Origin of the sequence: Pelagibius marinus (genome assembly GCF_014925385.1) — a bacterium.
In the GTDB taxonomy this organism is placed as follows: domain Bacteria; phylum Pseudomonadota; class Alphaproteobacteria; order Kiloniellales; family Kiloniellaceae; genus Pelagibius; species Pelagibius marinus.
The window spans coordinates 530,432-547,578 of sequence record NZ_JACSDK010000001.1; the positions used below are offsets into that span (position 1 = coordinate 530,432).

The 17,147-nt window shown below is 68.1% G+C and carries 16 protein-coding genes and 1 pseudogene; 13 read left to right on the top strand and 4 right to left on the bottom strand.

All coding sequences use genetic code 11. The features are described from left to right. Positions 1-158 precede the first annotated feature (158 nt). The 4 genes from H7X47_RS02575 to dapF form a co-directional block, all read right to left on the bottom strand. Positions 159-647, bottom strand: a complete 489-nt coding sequence (locus H7X47_RS02575; protein WP_193367034.1) for a hypothetical protein — start codon at positions 645-647, stop codon at positions 159-161. Positions 648-730: 83 nt separating this feature from the next. After that, on the bottom strand, positions 731-1,681 hold the full coding sequence (gene ftsY, locus H7X47_RS02580; protein ID WP_319633511.1) for a signal recognition particle-docking protein FtsY: 951 nt from the start codon (positions 1,679-1,681) through the stop codon (positions 731-733). Then, positions 1,678-2,958, bottom strand: a complete 1,281-nt coding sequence (gene mtaB / locus H7X47_RS25690) for a tRNA (N(6)-L-threonylcarbamoyladenosine(37)-C(2))-methylthiotransferase MtaB (protein WP_322096442.1) — start codon at positions 2,956-2,958, stop codon at positions 1,678-1,680. Before mtaB ends, ftsY begins: the two co-directional genes overlap by 4 nt. Further along, a complete protein-coding gene (dapF, locus tag H7X47_RS02585) occupies positions 2,955-3,788 on the bottom strand; it encodes a diaminopimelate epimerase (RefSeq protein WP_193367035.1) in 834 nt (277 codons plus the stop codon). The genes mtaB and dapF overlap by 4 nt, the downstream gene beginning before the upstream one ends. 180 nt (positions 3,789-3,968) lie before the next feature. Here dapF and H7X47_RS02590 point away from each other — a divergent pair, with 180 nt between their 5' ends. From H7X47_RS02590 to leuB, 13 genes and pseudogenes are all read left to right on the top strand, one after another. Beyond that, positions 3,969-4,823, top strand: coding sequence for a hypothetical protein (locus H7X47_RS02590; RefSeq protein WP_193367036.1), 855 nt, complete (start codon positions 3,969-3,971; stop codon positions 4,821-4,823). A 422-nt stretch (positions 4,824-5,245) separates the two neighbouring features. Next, entirely contained in the window at positions 5,246-5,452 is a 207-nt protein-coding gene (locus H7X47_RS02595; RefSeq protein ID WP_193367037.1) for a cold-shock protein, read from the top strand. A 375-nt stretch (positions 5,453-5,827) separates the two neighbouring features. Next, positions 5,828-7,195, top strand: coding sequence for a signal recognition particle protein (gene ffh, locus H7X47_RS02600; protein ID WP_193367038.1), 1,368 nt, complete (start codon positions 5,828-5,830; stop codon positions 7,193-7,195). A 59-nt stretch (positions 7,196-7,254) separates the two neighbouring features. Then, positions 7,255-7,620, top strand: a pseudogene (gene rpsP, locus H7X47_RS02605) (30S ribosomal protein S16); the annotation flags it as partial. Positions 7,621-7,760: 140 nt separating this feature from the next. Then, positions 7,761-8,321 carry a ribosome maturation factor RimM gene (rimM, locus tag H7X47_RS02610; protein WP_193367040.1) on the top strand — a complete coding sequence of 187 codons (561 nt, stop codon included), beginning with the start codon at positions 7,761-7,763 and terminating at the stop codon, positions 8,319-8,321. A gap of 170 nt (positions 8,322-8,491) precedes the next feature. Next, positions 8,492-9,244 carry a tRNA (guanosine(37)-N1)-methyltransferase TrmD gene (trmD, locus tag H7X47_RS02615; RefSeq protein ID WP_193367041.1) on the top strand — a complete coding sequence of 251 codons (753 nt, stop codon included), beginning with the start codon at positions 8,492-8,494 and terminating at the stop codon, positions 9,242-9,244. A gap of 29 nt (positions 9,245-9,273) precedes the next feature. Then, positions 9,274-9,738 carry a 50S ribosomal protein L19 gene (gene rplS / locus H7X47_RS02620; protein ID WP_227010123.1) on the top strand — a complete coding sequence of 155 codons (465 nt, stop codon included), beginning with the start codon at positions 9,274-9,276 and terminating at the stop codon, positions 9,736-9,738. A gap of 298 nt (positions 9,739-10,036) precedes the next feature. Next, positions 10,037-11,440, top strand: coding sequence for a 3-isopropylmalate dehydratase large subunit (leuC, locus tag H7X47_RS02625; RefSeq protein WP_193367042.1), 1,404 nt, complete (start codon positions 10,037-10,039; stop codon positions 11,438-11,440). 35 nt (positions 11,441-11,475) lie between these two features. After that, positions 11,476-12,312 (top strand): sterol desaturase family protein, encoded by an 837-nt coding sequence (locus tag H7X47_RS02630; protein ID WP_193367043.1) that lies wholly within the window; start codon positions 11,476-11,478, stop codon positions 12,310-12,312. A 242-nt stretch (positions 12,313-12,554) separates the two neighbouring features. Further along, on the top strand, positions 12,555-14,216 hold the full coding sequence (locus tag H7X47_RS02635) for a L,D-transpeptidase family protein (RefSeq protein WP_193367044.1): 1,662 nt from the start codon (positions 12,555-12,557) through the stop codon (positions 14,214-14,216). A gap of 244 nt (positions 14,217-14,460) precedes the next feature. Then, positions 14,461-15,054, top strand: coding sequence for a peptidoglycan L,D-endopeptidase MepK (gene mepK / locus H7X47_RS02640; RefSeq protein ID WP_193367045.1), 594 nt, complete (start codon positions 14,461-14,463; stop codon positions 15,052-15,054). A gap of 179 nt (positions 15,055-15,233) precedes the next feature. Next, entirely contained in the window at positions 15,234-15,839 is a 606-nt protein-coding gene (gene leuD, locus H7X47_RS02645; RefSeq protein ID WP_193367046.1) for a 3-isopropylmalate dehydratase small subunit, read from the top strand. A gap of 120 nt (positions 15,840-15,959) precedes the next feature. Then, positions 15,960-17,072 (top strand): 3-isopropylmalate dehydrogenase, encoded by a 1,113-nt coding sequence (gene leuB, locus H7X47_RS02650; RefSeq protein WP_193367047.1) that lies wholly within the window; start codon positions 15,960-15,962, stop codon positions 17,070-17,072. The last annotated feature ends 75 nt before the right edge of the window (positions 17,073-17,147 follow it).

Here is a 17,147-nt window from a genome sequence, read left to right on the forward strand (position 1 = left end):
GCCCTTCGAGACGCGAACCGCGCGGTCCGCTCCTCAGGGTGAGGTAACTCCATGTCAGAAATTGACCTCATGCTGAGGAGCGCGCGGCAGCGCGCGTCTCGAAGCACGAGGTCAATCGCTCGTTGGGGCGCGGTTACTCGTCCAGGCGGCGAAGCCGCTTATCCGACGCGGCGCGCCGTCAGGGTGTAGATACGCGGTTCCGGATCGCTTTCGTGGGGCACCAGCCGGTAGCGGATCTCCAAAACCTTGGCATCTTCCGGCACTGAATACTCGACGAGTGAGTAACCGAGGCCATCCGGTGTGAACTGGCCAAAAAGCAGGGAATCCGATCTGACTTTATAAATGAAGGTGCCGCCCTGTGCGGTGACCGGCTCTACGTTCAAATAATCCAGTAAGACGTATGAGGGTTTGCCGGCGACGAGGCGACCGTCGGCCAGAATCTCGACAACTTCGATTGCCCAGATTGGATCGACGTAAAGCACGTCGCCGGGTTCCGTCAGCACCGGCAGCGGCAGGATCGTATCCTGGTAACCGAGCAAAGTCTCTGCGGTCGACAGGTCGTCGCCCGGAGACCCGCCCTCTTGAGCACTGGCACAAGCAGTCAGCAAGGCTATCAGTGCGATGACGGTGATGGTGAGGAATCTCAAGGTGGGCGCCCCAAAGATGTCAGTGCCGATCTGGCATGACTACCTTGCATCAAAGGACGCCTGCGTCAAAGGCCGCGCTTGGCTTACTTGTTCTGATCCAGCCCCACCAGGGCGCGGGCGAAGTCGCGGGCGGTGAAGGGGCGGAAGTCCTCGGCGCCTTCACCGACGCCGATCACGTGGACCGGCAGGCCGAACTTCTCGGCCAGGGCGACGAGCACGCCGCCGCGCGCCGAGCCGTCCAGCTTGGTGACCACCAGGCCGGTGACCTCGACCAGCTCCTTGAAGGTGCCGACCTGGGTCAGGGCGTTCTGGCCGGTGGTGGCGTCGAGCACCAGCACCACGTGATGGGGCGCCTGGGGCTCGACCTTCTTGATGACGCGCGCGATCTTCTGCAGCTCGGCCATCAACTCGGCCTTGTTGTGCAGACGCCCGGCGGTGTCGATCAGCAGCAGGTCGTCGCCGGCGGCCTTGGCCTGCTCGACCGCCTCGAAGGCGAGGCCCGCCGCATCGGCGCCCTGCTTGCCGGCGACCACGGCGCAGCCGCTGCGCTCGCCCCAGATCTTCAATTGCTCGATGGCGGCGGCGCGGAAGGTGTCGCCGGCGGCCAGGCGCACGGACAATCCTTCGCGGCGGTAGTGGGTCGCCAGCTTGCCGATGGTGGTCGTCTTGCCCGAGCCGTTGACGCCGACCACGAGGACCACGTTGGGCTTCTTCGCCGGATCGAGCGCCAGGGGCCGGGCCACCGGCTCGAGGATGCCGGCAATGTCCTCGGCCAGGGCCTCGCGCACCTCCTCGGGATCGACGTCCTTGTCGAAGCGGGTCTTGGCCAGGTTGGCGGTCAGCCGCGCCGCCGTGGTCACGCCCAGGTCGGCGGTGATGAGCAGTTCTTCCAGCTCCTCCAGCGCCTGGTCGTCCAGCTTGCGCTTGGTGAAGATGCCGGAGATGCCGTCGCCCAGCTTGGAGGACGAACGGGTCAGCCCGGCTTTCAGGCGCTGGAACCAGCCGCCCTTTTTCTCTTGGGTGGTATCACTCACGCTGCGGGGGACAGTTTCTGTTGCAGGGGAACCGCGAGCAGGTTGTCGCCCTCGCGCCCGGTAATGGTGACCTCGATGACGGCGCCGATCTCGGCACTGTCCAGCAGCAGCGGCGCGAAGGTCTCGCTGCGGCCGAGGAAACGCCCGTCGGCTTCCTGCTTTTCGATGAGGACGGCGGCCGTCCGCCCGATCTGTGACTCGAGGAAGCGGTCCAGCGCCGCTTCGCCCGCCGCCCGCAGCCGCGCCGCGCGTTCCTTGCGCACGGCCATGGGCAGCTGCGGCATCTTTGCCGCCGGGGTGCCCTTGCGCGCCGAATAGGGAAAGACGTGCAGGTAGGTGAGCCCGCAGTCCTCGACCAGCTTCAGAGTGTTCGCGAACATCTCTTCCGTCTCGGTCGGGAAGCCGGCGATGAGGTCGGCGCCGAAGACCACGTCGGGACGCAGCGCCCGCAGCTCTTCGCAAAGCGCCACGGCTTCGGCGCGCGAATGGCGGCGCTTCATGCGCTTCAGGATCATGTCGTCGCCGGCCTGCAGCGAGAGGTGCAGGTGCGGCATGAGGCGCGGCTCCTCGGCGACCAGGCGCTTGAGGTCCGGGTCCAGCTCGATGGCGTCGATCGAGGAGAGGCGCAGGCGCTTCAGCCCCGGCACCTGGGCCAGCAGGCGGCGGACCATCTGGCCAAGCTTCGGGGTGCCCGGCAGGTCGCCGCCGTAGGAGGTGACGTCGACGCCGGTCAGCACCACCTCGGCGGTGCCCTGGTCGACGAGATTGCGCACCTGGCGCACCACCTCGCCCAGCGGCACCGAGCGGCTGTTGCCGCGCCCGTAGGGGATGATGCAGAAGGTGCAGCGGTGGTCGCAGCCCTGCTGCACCTGCACGAAGGCGCGGGTGCGCTCGGCGAAGCCGTCGATCAGCTGCGGCGCCGTCTCGGTGACGGCCATGATGTCGTTGACCGCGACGCGCGGGGCGTCTTCCTCGAGGAAGCTTTCGGCCTTCAGCTTTTCCTCGTTGCCGATGACCCGGTCGACTTCCGTCATGGCGGCGAAGCCCGCGGGGTCGATCTGCGCGGCGCAGCCGGTGACGATGATGCGCGCTTCCGGGTTTTCGCGCCTTGCCTTGCGGATCGCCTGGCGCGCCTGGCGCTCGGCCTCGCCGGTCACGGCGCAGGTGTTCACGATGATCGCGTCGGTGAGGCCCGCCGCCTCGGCGTGGCCGCGCATGACCTCCGACTCATAGGCGTTGAGGCGGCAGCCGAAAGTGAGGATGCGGGGCGAAGTCACGCCGAGAACTCCCCGTTCAGCACGCCGTGAAAGGAGGTCGCCACCGGCCCGGTCATCTCCACGTGGCCGTTCTCCAGCCAGTGGACGCTGAGCGGCCCGCCGGTCAGCACCACTTCCACCTTGCGGCCGGTGAGCCCGCGGCGCGCGGCGGCCACGGCGGCGGCGCAGGCGCCGGTGCCGCAGGCGCGGGTCTCGCCGACGCCGCGCTCCCAGACGCGCAGGCGCAGCCTGTTCTCTCCGATGACTTCGGCGGCGCCGATGTTGGCGCGCTCGGGGAAGAGGGGATGGTGCTCCAGGGCCGGGCCCAGTTCCGCCAGCGGCAGCTTCTCCACGTCCTCGACGAAGAAGACCGCGTGGGGGTTCCCCATGTTGACGCCCACCGGGTCGGCTAGGGGGCCGTTGTCGATGCCCAGGTGCAGGGTGTCGCGTTCTTCGGCCAGGGGAATGTCCTGCCAGCCGAGCCGCGCCTCGCCCATGTCCACCGTGACCCGCCCCGCGCCGGCCGCCTTGGCCCGCAGCAGGCCGGCAGAGGTCTCGATGGTGATCGCCTCGCGCCCCAGCTCGCCCATGACCAGGGCGGCGACGCAGCGCGTGCCGTTCCCGCAGGCCCCGACCTCGCCGCCGTCGTGATTGCGGATACGCATGAAGACGTCGGCGCCGGCGCCCGTCGGCGGCTCCAGGATGAGAAGCTGGTCGCAGCCCACGCCTTCGCGCCGGTCGGCGATGGCCTGGGCCAAAGCGTCCGTCAGCGGAAAGGGCTCGGTCCGGGCGTCCACGACCACGAAGTCGTTGCCCAGCCCGTGCATCTTGATGAAGGGGCGGCTGCTCATAGCGGGGTTATATGGCCGCGGGGGCCGATAAGTCCAGGGAGACCGGCGCGGGGCTGCCCTGTGCGCCTTGCCCCAAAACCGCCACGGTCCCGCCCTCATGCGGCGCTTTTTTGCCCCCAGGATGACGTTCTGCGCGCGGGCAGGGGGTCCGCGCCCCGACCCCTGGGGGAAAACGCGATCATGAAACGTCTGATTTCGCTGGCCCTGACGGCCGGCCTCACCGTCCTGCTGGCGGCCTGCGGCAACACTGTCCAGACCACCTCCGGCAGCCGCTACCTGGAAGGCTACGGCAGCGCCTCTGCGCCGGCGGCCGCTTCGCAACCCGGCGCCGCGCCCGCCGCCTATTCCGGGCCCGCCGGGACCGTGGACGCCGAGATCGCCGCCGCGGCGAACATCGAGCCGCAGCTGCGCTTTCCCGCCCGCCTCGGCCTGGCGCGCATCGACCACGGCGGCCTGGTGCCCGTTCCCGCCGCCGAGGCGGCAGCCTGGCAAGGCCTGGCCGAGAGTCTGGGCAGCGGCTACGGCGAGTTCGTGCCGATCTCACCGCTGATCGCCGCCCTGGCCACGCCGGACGAGCGGGCGGTCGTGGGGCATGACGGAACCCGGACCTACCGCAGCGGCCTGTCGGAGACAGTGCGGCGTATCCGCCTCGGCGCGGCGCGCCTGCACGTCGATGCGGTGCTGATTTACGAGACCTTCGGACGCTCGGAGGAGAGCAGCAACCCGCTGGGGCTGACCAAGCTGGCCCTCATCGGCTTCTTCCTGCCGACCGAGAACGTCGAGGCCGAGGGCTTTGCCCAGGCGGTCCTGGTCGACGTGCGCAACGGCTACACCTACGGCACCGCCTCGGCCGTCGCGGAGAAGCCGAGCCACCGCCTGACGACCGTCAGCGACAGCTACGACGCCCATGACTCGGCGCGCCGCGAGGCAGAGGCCCGCGCCGTCGCCGCGCTCACCGGCGAGGTGGAGGTCATGGTCCGCGACCTGCGCCTGGCGCTGGCCGAACAGAGAGCGGCACCGCAGAACACGCAATAGAACACGCAATAGAGTGCAGCGGGCAGGGGCCGGGGCGGCCCGCTGCCTGCCGCACATTGCGCCCGGCATGGTGTCCTAACGGAAAAGTTGTTCCCGGCGCGGGCTGCTCTACGGAAGCGATTCACGGGAGAATTTGGGGCTTTTGCTCCATCAAGGGGCAATAAAGTGGCCTTATCCTTTTGGATTAGCGGGTAAAAATCGTGTGATTCATGTTGATTTCCGGCGCTAGTCAATCTAGGTGTTAACGCGGTGACGGACATGGAAGGTCAGAAGCCGCAGGCTCGGTACATCGCTTAAGGCTCTTGGCCTACCCCGGTGAACTTCCGTCCCTGAGTCTTCCCCGACATCCTTGTGCCTTCACCCGGCCCGGGCGGCAATGTCCCGGGACGTACTACGTTGAAGTTCGAAGGAAGACCCAGACCATGATCACGGGAACCGTGAAGTTTTTTAACACCACCAAGGGCTTTGGTTTCATCGCGCCCGAGGACGGCTCCAAGGACGTTTTCGTCCACATCTCCGCCGTCGAGCGTTCGGGCATGGGCCCGCTGGTCGAAGGCCAGAAGGTGAGCTTCGAAGTCCAGGCCGACCCGCGCGGCCCCAAGGCGGTGAACATCCAGGCCGCTGACTAAGCTCCAGAGCCGAAAGTCCCGAAAAGACCGAAAAGCTTTTCGATCCGGCCGCCCAGGTAAGGGCGGCCGTTTTCGTTTCCGGGGCCTGCGCCCCGGCGGGCCAGGCAAGGGCGGCCGTTTTCGTTTCCGGGGCCTGCGCCCCGGCGGGCTAGGCAAGGGCGGCCGTTTTCGTTTCCGGGGATCCGGGTTTTAGCCGGATTCCCGGGCTTGACCTGGGCCGCCCGGCCCCTTAAGTTCCGCGCCATTCAGGCCAAGGTGACTTGACCGGCTCAAAGCCCCATATGCTTGGGGCGGCCCCGCCAGTCCGCGAGATTCGCGCACTGGCGCGAAGCGCGTTTGCCTGCTGAAGAAAGAGATTAGGACCGATCCGACCCGATGTTCGATAGCCTTCAAGAACGGCTTTCAGGCGTCCTCGACAAGCTGACGCGCCGCGGCGCGCTCAGCGAGGCGGACGTCACGGCCGCCCTGCGCGAGGTGCGCGTGGCCCTGCTGGAGGCCGACGTCGCCCTGCCGGTGGTGAAGGACTTCGTCGAGGGCGTGCGCGAGAAGGCGGTCGGCCAGGAGGTCCTGCGCTCGGTCACCCCGGGCCAGATGGTGGTCAAGATCGTCCACGACCACCTGGTCGAGACCCTGGGCAGCGAGAGCGTCGGCATCGACCTGCGCGCCACCCCGCCGGTCGGCATCATGCTGGTCGGCCTGCAAGGCTCCGGTAAGACCACCAGCTGCGCCAAGATCGCCAAGCGCCTGCAGGAGCGTGAGAAGAAGAAGGTCCTCATGGCCTCCCTCGACGTGCGCCGCCCGGCCGCGCAGGAGCAGCTGAAGGTGCTGGGCGAGCAGGCCCTGGTCGCCACCCTGCCCATCGTGCCCGGCGAGCCGCCGGTGGCCATCGCCAGGCGCGCCATGCAGACCGGCGCCCTGGAAGGCTACGACGTGGTCATGCTGGACACCGCCGGGCGCCTGGCCATCGACGAGGAGCTGATGGCCGAGGTGGCGGCGGTGCGCGATGCCGCCAAGCCGCACGAGAGCCTGCTGGTCGCCGACGCGATGACGGGCCAGGACGCGGTCACCGTGGCCAGCGCCTTCAAGGAGCGGGTCGACCTCACGGGTATCGTGCTGACCCGCGTCGACGGCGACGCGCGCGGCGGCGCGGCGCTGTCCATGCGCGCGGTCACCGGCTGCCCCATCAAGCTGATCGGTGTCGGCGAAAAGCTCGACGCCCTGGAGGGCTTCCACCCGGACCGCGTGGCCTCGCGCATCCTCGGCATGGGCGACGTGGTCTCACTGGTCGAGAAGGCGGCCGAGACCATCGAGGCCGAAGAAGCCGAGAAGCTGGCCAAGAAGCTGCAGAAGGGCACCTTCGACCTGGACGACTTCGCCAAGCAGCTGCAGCAGATGCAGAAGATGGGCGGCCTCTCCAGCATGATGGGCATGCTGCCGGGCATGAACTCGGCGCAGATGCAGCAGATCAAGAACGCCAAGCTGGACGACGGCATGGTCAAGCGTCAGCTGGCGGTGCTGTCCTCCATGACACCCAAGGAGCGCCAGAAGCCGGAGATCATCAAGGCCTCGCGCAAGCAGCGCATCGCCGCCGGCTCGGGCACCACGGTGCAGGAAGTGAACAAGCTGCTGAAGCAGCACAAGGATGCGACCCGCGTGATGAAGCGGGTCCAGAAGATGGGCAAGAAGGGCATGATGCGCGGCGGGCTTGGCGGCCTGATGGGCGGCGGAAATCCCTTCGGTTGATGCCTGAAAATTTCTCACGAAACACAAAGTCGATCCGACCAGAAAGCGAGTAACAGAGAATGTCCCTGAAGATCCGTTTGTCCCGCGGCGGCGCCAAGAAGCGCCCCTACTACCGCATCGTCGTCGCCGACTCGCGCAGCCCGCGCGACGGCCGCTTCATCGAGCGCATCGGTTCCTACAACCCGATGCTGGCCAAGGACCACCCGGACCGCATCGTGCTGAACACCGAGCGCGCCAAGCACTGGCTGTCGGTCGGCGCCACGCCGAGCGACCGCGTGACCCGCTTCCTGGCTGCCGCCGACCTGGGTCCGGCGCGCCGCGTGCCGAAGCAGACCAAGAAGCACCTGCCGGGCCAGAAGGCGCAGGAGCGTGCGGCCGAGGCCGAAGAGGCCAAGAAGGCGGCCGAGGAAGCCGCCAAGGCCGAGGCCGAGGCGCCGGCTGAAGAGGCGCCCGCCGAGGAAGCCCCCGCCGAGGAAGCTGCCGCGGAAGAGGCCCCGGCTGAGGAAGCCGCGGCTGAAGAGGAAGCCAAGGCCGAGTAACGGCCGGCCTCCGGAGGCGCTGCCCCATGGTCGAAGGCCCTGCGTCGAGAGACTGGGTTTGCCTCGGGGTCATGGTCGGCGCGCACGGCGTGCGCGGCCTGGTGAAGGTGAAGTCCTTCACCGAAACCCCCGCGGACGTGGCGGCCTACGGCCCGGTCAGCGACAAGAGCGGCAGGCGCCGCTGGACGCTGCAGGTGACCGGCCCGGCCCCCGGCAAGCGCGACGTGGTGCTGGCGAAGCTCGAGGGCGTGAGCGACCGCGACGCGGCCCAGGCCCTGCATGGCACCGAGCTCTATGTCGCGCGCTCGGCCCTGCCGGCGCTGGCGGAAGAGGAGACCTTCTACCACGCCGACCTGATCGGCCTCAGGGTCGAGGACCCGGAAGGCCGGGAACTGGGCAAGGTGGCGGCGGTGGAGAACTACGGCGCCGGCGACTTCCTGGAGGTCGAGCGGCCGGACGGGAAGCTGCTGCTGCTGGCCTTTACCCGGGCCGTGGTGCCGGAGGTCGATGTCGCCGGCGGGCGCCTGGTGGCGCTGCCGCCGGCGGAGATCGAGGTGCCGCCGGAAGGGGCGCGGCCGGAAGACTAGGGGTGGGCGATATTTAACTCACTAGGGGTTAATTTCGCCGGCCGAAAAGTGCCCTGTGGGGCCGTGGAAAGGCTGGACAAACCTTGTCCCGGGCGTCATAAAGCGCGGCTTCGGCGGTGCTTGGCGCCAGCCGGGAGATTGTCGGGCCGGAAGAGTGGTTGCGAGGTCCCATGGCTGCATGGCGCTCGGTGGTCCTGACGATTTTCCCGGAGATGTTTCCGGGGCCCCTGGGGCAGAGCCTCGCGGGCAAGGCCCTGGAGGGCGGGATCTGGTCGCTCGACGTCCTGGACATCCGGGATTTCGCGCGCGATAAACACCGCAGCGTCGACGATGCCCCCTTCGGGGGCGGCGCCGGCATGGTGATGCGCCCGGACGTGGTGGATACGGCCCTGGCCGCCGCCGCGCAGAAGTGGGCGCAGGAAGACAGTTCGGATGACCAGGCGACGGTCAAGAAGGCGCCGGTCATCTACCTCTCGCCCCGGGGGCGCCTGCTGACGCAGGACCTGGTGCGGGATTTGGCAGCGGGGCCGGGTGTCACCTTGCTCTGTGGCCGCTACGAGGGGGTCGATGAAAGGGTCCTGGAGGCCCGCGACGTCCTGGAGGTTTCCGTCGGCGACTACATCCTGTCCGGCGGCGAACCGGCGGCCCTGGTGTTGATGGACGCGGTCGTCCGTCTGCTGCCAGGCGTTATGGGGAACGTGACCAGCCCGGACGAGGAATCGTTCGGGGAGCAGGGTTTTGAGGGGCTGCTGGAGTATCCCCTCTACACGCGGCCAGCCGAGTGGCAGGGCCGTACGGTGCCGGAGGTGCTGACCTCCGGGCATCACGAGAAAGTCCGCCGGTGGCGTCAGGCCCAGGCGGAGGAGATTACCAGGACGCGCCGCCCGGACCTCTGGGCGCGCTACACGAAGGGCCGGGGCTGACGCGCCGGCGACAGTAAGGATAGAGAGTCATGAACCTCATCGAACAGATCGAGAGCGAGCAGGTTGGCAAGCTGACTGCCGAGGGCGAGCCGCCGGCCTTTGCTCCGGGTGACACCCTGCGGGTCAACGTGAAGGTTGTCGAAGGCACGCGCGAGCGTATCCAGGCTTTCGAGGGCGTCTGCATCGCGCGCCGCAACCGCGGCCTGAACTCGGCCTTCACCGTGCGCAAGCTGTCCTACGGCGAAGGCGTCGAGCGCGTCTTCCCGCTCTACAGCCCGCGCATCGATTCCATCGAGGTGGTGCGCCGCGGCGACGTGCGCCGCGCCAAGCTGTACTACCTGCGTGGCCGCACCGGTAAGGCGGCGCGTATCCGCGAGCAGACCACCGGCCACAGCGGCAAGCTGGATGCCGCGGCGCGCGAAGAGGCCGCCCAGGTCAAGGCCGAGAAGAGCAAGGTCTCCAAGGCCGAGAAGGCCGCCAAGGCCGAGGGCTAAGACGGTCCGGCCGGGCGCCCGCGGCATCGCCGGGCGCCGGCTCAAGAAGTCCTTCGGGGGGGCCTGCCCGCCTGCTTCTCAAGAGCAGGCCGGCGGGCCCTCTGCGTTTTCAGGCCCTTTCTCGAAGGGGCGCGAAGGGGCCCGTTTTCGAATGGGACCCATGCGGTTCGGGCCCTTTTCTGGCCGGGGTCCGGGCGCTATGCTCCGGCCCCCTACGTTGAGGCCGAACAAGAAGAACAGCCGAGCCGCCCCCGGGAACGGGCAAGCGGGCCGGAAAACTGAGTAAGGAACGAGAGAGATGTCCGCGCCGCGTACGCTTTTTGACAAGATCTGGGACAGCCATCTGGTCGACCGCCAGGACGACGGCACCTGTCTGATCTACATCGACCGTCACCTGGTCCACGAGGTCACCTCGCCCCAGGCCTTCGAGGGGCTGCGCCTGGCCGGGCGCAAGGTGCGCCATCCCGAGGCGACGCTGGCGGTACCGGACCACAACGTGCCGACGACCGACCGCTCCAAGGGCATCGCCGACGAGGAGAGCCGCATCCAGGTGGAGACCCTGGAGAAGAACTGCGCCGACTTCGGCGTGCCGATCTTCGACATGAACGACCACCGCCAGGGCATCGTCCACATCATCGGCCCGGAGCAGGGCTTCACCCTGCCGGGCATGACCATCGTCTGTGGCGACAGCCACACCGCGACCCACGGCGCCTTCGGCGCGCTGGCCTTCGGCATCGGCACCTCAGAGGTGGAGCACGTCCTGGCCACCCAGACGCTGATCCAGTCGCCGGCAAAGAACATGCGCATCACCGTCGACGGCGCCCTGCCGGTCGGCGTCACCGCCAAGGACCTGATCCTCGCCATCATCGGCAAGATCGGCACCGCCGGCGGCACCGGCCACGTCATCGAGTACGCCGGCCAGGCGATCCGCGACCTCTCCATGGAAGGCCGCATGACGGTCTGCAACATGTCGATCGAGGGCGGCGCGCGCGCCGGGCTCATCGCGCCGGACGAGACGACGTTCGACTACATCAAGGGCCGCCCCATGGCCCCCAAGGCCGGCACCTTCGAGCAGGCGGTGACCTACTGGCGCTCGCTGCCTTCCGACGAGGGCGCGCGCTACGACAAGGAAGTCACCCTGGCCGTCGCCGAGATCGACCCGCAGGTCACCTGGGGCACCAGCCCCGAGGACGTGGTGGCGGTTACCGGGCGCGTGCCCAACCCGGAGACGGCGCGCGACGAGGCCAAGCGCCAGGCCATGATCCGCTCCCTGGAGTACATGGGCCTGGAGGCCGACATGGCGGTCACCGATATCAAGGTCGACAAGGTCTTCGTCGGCTCCTGCACCAACGGGCGCATCGAGGACCTGCGCGAGGCCGCGGCCGTCGCCAGGGGCCGCAAGGTGGCCGAGGGCGTGCAGGCGATGATCGTGCCGGGCTCCGGCCTGGTGAAGGAGCAGGCCGAGCAGGAAGGCCTGGACCGGATCTTCCTGGAAGCCGGCTTCGAATGGCGCGAGCCGGGCTGCTCCATGTGCCTGGCGATGAACGCCGACCGGCTACAGCCGGGCGAGCGCTGCGCCTCGACCTCCAACCGCAACTTCGAGGGCCGCCAGGGCCGCGGCGGGCGCACCCACCTGGTGAGCCCCGGCATGGCCGCGGCGGCGGCGGTGAAGGGCCACCTCACCGACGTGCGGGACCTGTAACTGGAGGGTCCGGCGCTGCGCCGGCAAGGACGGCCATGACCGACTTCCTGCTGGCCAACGAAGCCACACTGCGGATCGCCCTTTTCCTGGGGGTGCTGGGAATCCTGGCGTTGGCCGAAGCGGCGCGGCCGCGCCGCCGGCGCGAGATTCCGCGCCTGCTGCGCTGGTCCGGCAACCTCGGCATCGTCGTCCTCGACAGCCTGCTCCTGCGCCTCGTCTTTCCGGTCGTCGCCGTCGGCCTCGCCCTGACGGCCGAGGCGCGCGGCTGGGGGCTCTTCAACGTCTTCGACGTTCCGGGCTGGCTCGCCTTCATCGCCTCGGTGGTGCTGCTGGACCTCGCCATTTATCTGCAGCACGTGATGTTCCACGCCGTGCCGGTGCTGTGGCGGCTGCACCGCATGCACCACGCGGACCTGGAATTCGACGTCACCACGGGGCTGCGTTTCCATCCGGTCGAGATCCTGCTGTCCATGGGCATCAAGCTCGCGGTCGTCGCGGTGCTGGGGCCGCCGGCCGTGGCCGTGCTGGTGTTCGAGGTGCTGTTGAACGCGACGGCGATGTTCAATCATTCGAACCTCAAGCTGCCCCTGGCGCTCGACCGGGTGCTGCGCTGGGTCGTCGTGACGCCGGACATGCACCGCGTGCACCATTCCATCCACCCGAACGAGACCAACAGCAACTTCGGCTTCAATCTGCCCTGGTGGGACCGCCTCTTCGGCACCTATACGGCCCAGCCCCGCGACGGTCACGAGGCCATGACCATCGGCATCGAGCAGTTCCGTACGCGGCGAGACCTCTGGCTCGATCGCATGCTGATCCAGCCGCTGATGGGCCCGGCCAGCGGCTATCCCATCAACCGGCGCGAGGACTAGGCCCGCTCAGGGGGCTCTCGCGGGGCCACGCTTCAGGCCTCTCTCCCGATCCGGCCGGGAGCGGTCTCTGCGTACTAATCCCAATGAGCCAAGCTTTCGCGGCTATTTGCGCCTTCAGGTTGCCGATGCCGGGCTGGAACGCGGCGGGCTGCTGTGGTCCTATAGGCCGCGATGCATTTCGTCGTTCGGCCGCCTGCGGCGCCTGAACGGAAGGACCTGCGGACGAAAGGGAACGAGTGATCATGCTGCGTCAGGCTGCGTGGGTTTTCTCCTTGGTAGTGATGGTTCTGGCCGCCGGCGCCGTAACCCTGGCGCCGCGCCCCGCGGCTGCCGAGGCGCTGCCGCTGGCTCTGTCCGAGGAACTGAACAGCGGCATCGCCGCCGCCGGCACCGACGACGAGGTCCAGACCCTGACGGTGCTGGAGCGCTTCTACCGGGCAAGGGCGCACCGTCCGCTTTGGGTGCTGGACGCCGCCGCCGGGCCGCGCGCGGAAAAGCTCTCCAACCTGCTGATCGCCGCCGATCTGGACGGCCTCGATCCGGCCGACTACCGCGCCGGGCAGGTGAAGGCGCTGCTGGGCGCCACGGCGCCGGAGGACCTCGCCCGGCTGGAAGTGATGCTGAGCCTCGGGCTGGTGCGCTACGCCGCCGACCTGGGCCAAGGCCGCACCACGCCGCATGTCGCCGATCCCGAGCTCTTCGTCTTCCGCGAGGAGGTGCAGAAGGCCGACGTGCTGACGGCGGCCTCCGAGGCCAGTGATCTCGACAACTTCGTCGCGGCCTACCGGCCGCAGACCGTGCGTTACGACCGCCAGAAGGTGGCGCTGGCCGAATATCGCGCCCTGGCGCTGCAGGGCGGCTGGCAGCCGATCCCCGAAGGCGACACCCTGAAGCCGGAGATGACCGACCCGCGCGTCGGCCTGCTGCGCGAGCGCCTGCGCCTGGTCGGCGACCTGAAGCCGCAGAACGACCTGGCGGCCAACGGCGGCGATCCGAACTTCTACGACGCGCAGATGGAAACCGCCGTCAAGTGGATGCAGTACCGCCACGGCCTGGCCCAGGACGGCGCGGTCGGGCCGAAGACCCTGGCCGAGCTCAACGTGCCGGTCGAAAAGCGCATTGAGCAGATGATCCTGAACCTGGAACGGCGGCGCTGGATGCCCGATGATCTGGGCCAGCGTCACATCTTCGTCAATCTGGCCGACTTCCAGCTGAAGCTGGTCGACGAGCCGAAGACGCTGTTCGACACTGCCGTGGTGGTTGGCAAGCCCTACCAGAAAACGCCGGTGTTCAGCGGCACCATGACCTACGTGGAGATCAATCCCTTCTGGAACGTGCCGCCCTCCATCGCGCGCAAGGAGATGCTGCCGAAGATCCAGCAGGACGTCTCCTACCTGTCGCAGAACAACTACGTGCTGTTCAGCGACTGGAGCAGCGGCGCCACGGTAATCGATCCGCAGAGCATCGACTGGTCGCAGGTCAGCAGGGCGAGCTTCCCCTACAAGATCCGCCAGGACTCCGGCGACGGCAATGCGCTGGGCCGGGTGAAGTTCATGTTCCCCAACCGCTTCAACATCTACCTGCACGACACCCCGGCCAAGTCGCTGTTCAACAAGCCGCAGCGCACCTTCAGCCACGGCTGCATCCGCGTTCAGGACCCCAACCGCCTGGCCGAGCTGGTGCTGAGCAAGGAGGAGGGCTGGTCGCGCGAACGTATCGAGGCAGTAATCGCCTCGGGGGAGCGCACCATCGTGTCCCTGAAGCAACCGCTGCCGGTGCACATCGTCTATCTGACCTCCTGGGTCAACAAAGACGGCAGCGTGCACTTCCGCGACGACGTCTACGAGCGTGATACGGCCCTGGCCCGGGCGCTTTTGGGCGCGCGCGCCGGGACCCTGCGCTGATCCGGCTGCCAGAGCCGCCGCCGGCGTTAACTATTTCCCGGCTTATCGCCTTATTATCGCCGAATTGCTTGGGTTTACTGCCCCGGTAGAACGTCTGCCCGGGCCAGGAAATCCGCGGCTTTTCGACCGCGCGTTGCCTCGCAGCGGCAAATTGTGTAATTCGTTAATGCTCCGTTCGTGATTGTGGGCGCAATCTGAGGGCGGAGAACAAACCGGACCCGCTGAAAAGAGGACCTGAGGCGGCATGGATCTGAAGGCTCATCCTTCCCTGACGGGCGGCGTGGCGACGCGCCGCCAATTCGTCAGTGGCGCTGCGGCGGGGGCCGCGGCCCTGGTCACCACCACCCTGATCCCCGATCTGGCCTTTGCGGCCAGAACCGACCTGCCGGGCACGCGCAGCCTCGGCTTCCGCAACCTGCACACCGGCGAGGAGGAGGGCGCGACCTACGTGCGCGACGGCATCCTCCAGCCCGAGGGGCTGCAGAGGCTGAACCACGCGCTGCGCGACTGGCGCACCGGGGAGGTCTGGCAGATGGATCCCCAGCTGCTGGACCTGCTCTACGCCCTGCGCCGGCGCCTCGACAGCCAGGCCCCCTTCGAGCTCATCTCCGGCTACCGCTCGCCCAAGACCAACGCCAAGCTCGCCTCCAACAGCAACGGCGTGGCCAAGCGCTCCCTCCACATGCGCGGCATGGCGACGGACATCCGCCTGCCCGAAAGGGACCTCTTGGCCCTGCACAAGACGGCGCGGGCCATGCAGGTCGGCGGCGTCGGCCTGTACAGCAAGTCGGGCTTCGTCCACGTGGACACCGGCCGGGTGCGCTACTGGGGCTCCTGAGGCCCCGCCACACCTAGGACTTTTCGCCTAGCAGGCGTCTTTCCGGCCCTCCCGCCAGACCATTCCTTCTGTTTGCCGCAGCCATGCGCAGCAAGGTTTTGACCTTTGCGCCGGATTTCCTATGATCCGCCTCCGGCGTTCCGGCACAGGCCGGGCGCCGCCCAAGGAGATGCGGATCGATGGAAAAGTTCACCACCCTCACCGGGGTCGCGGCCCCCTTGCCCCTGGTCAATATCGACACCGATATGATCATCCCGAAGCAGTTCCTGAAGACGGTGCAGCGCACCGGGCTTTCCAAGGGGCTGTTCTACGAGATGCGCTTCGACGAGAACGGCAAGCCGAAGGACGGCTTCGTCCTCGACCAGCCGGCCTACGAGAACACCCAGATCCTGGTGGCCGGGGAGAACTTCGGCTGCGGCTCCAGCCGCGAGCACGCGCCCTGGGCGCTGCTGGACGCCGGCATCCGCTGCGTCATCGCCCCCAGCTTCGCCGACATCTTCTACAACAACTGCTTCAAGAACGGCATCCTGCCCATCGCCCTGCCGCAGGAGCAGGTGGACCTGCTGATGGACGACGCCTCGCGCGGCGCCAACGCCATCGTCACCGTCGACCTGGAGAAGCAGGAGATCACCGGGCCCGACGGCGGCACCATCAAGTTCGACATCGATCCCTTCCGTAAGCACTGCCTGCTGAACGGCCTGGACGATATCGGCCTGACGCTGGAGAAGGCCGACAAGATCGAGACCTTCGAGCAAAGCCGCAAGACGGCCCAGCCCTGGGCCTGAGGGGTCCGACGGTAACGGCGGCCGGGCCTCCGGCCGCTTCTTCTCTGCGGCCCCTTCCGGGCCGGCACTCAAGTTCCACGGCCGCAAGCGCCGGCAGACGTTAGGAAGGAGACGCGAACGATGGCGTCCAACAAGAAGCTTTTGATCCTGGCCGGCGACGGCATCGGCCCCGAGGCCATGACCCAGGTGCGCCGGGTCGTCGACTGGATGGACAAGCGCCGCTCGGTCGGCTTCGACATCGACGAGGGCCTGGTCGGCGGCGCCGCCATCGACGCCGAGGGCGCGCCGGTCAGCGACGCCACGGTGGAAAAGGCGATGAACTCCGACGCCGTGCTGCTGGGCGCCGTCGGCGGGCCGAAGTGGGACGACCTGCCCTTCGCCCAGAAGCCGGAGCGTGGCCTTCTGCGCCTGCGCAAGGATATGGTGCTCTTCGCCAACCTGCGCCCCGCGCTCTGCTTCGACGCCCTGGTCGACGCCTCGGCGCTGAAGCCGGAACTGGTCTCCGGCCTCGACATCATGATCGTCCGCGAACTGACCGGCGGCATCTACTTCGGCGAGCCGCGCGGCATCGAGGAGCTGCCCGACGGCACCCGCCGCGGCATCAACACCCAGGTCTACACCACGCCCGAGATCCAGCGCGTCGCCCGCGTCGCCTTCGACCTGGCCAAGAAGCGCGGCAACCGCCTCTGTTCGGTGGAGAAGGCCAACGTCATGGAATCCGGCGTGCTGTGGCGCGAGGAAGTGACCAAGCTGGGCGCCGCCGAGTTCCCGGAGGTCGAGCTGAGCCACATGTACGCCGACAACTGCGCCATGCAGCTGGTGCGCAACCCCAAGCAGTTCGACGTCATCGTCACCGACAACCTCTTCGGCGACATCCTGTCCGACGCCGCGGCCATGCTGACCGGCTCGCTGGGCATGCTGCCTTCGGCCTCGCTGGGCGATATGGACGCCCAGGGCCGCCGCATGGCGCTCTACGAGCCGGTGCACGGCTCGGCCCCGGACATCGCCGGCCAGAACAAGGCCAATCCGCTGGCCACCCTGCTCAGCTTCGCCATGATGCTGCGCTACTCCTTCGACCTGGGCGACGACGCCGACTTGATCGAGCAGGCGGTCCAGGACGTGCTGGCCGCGGGCAAGCGCACCGGCGATATCGCCCAGCCGGGCCAGCCCGTGGTCTCCACCAGCGAGATGGGCGACGCAATCCTGGCGGCTCTCGACAAGCGGGCGGCCTGAAAGCCGCGGATTCCGGGGGCGGAGAGCCGCTTCGGCAGGCCGGGGCGGGGCGGCGTCACGAATCCGTCAATTGAC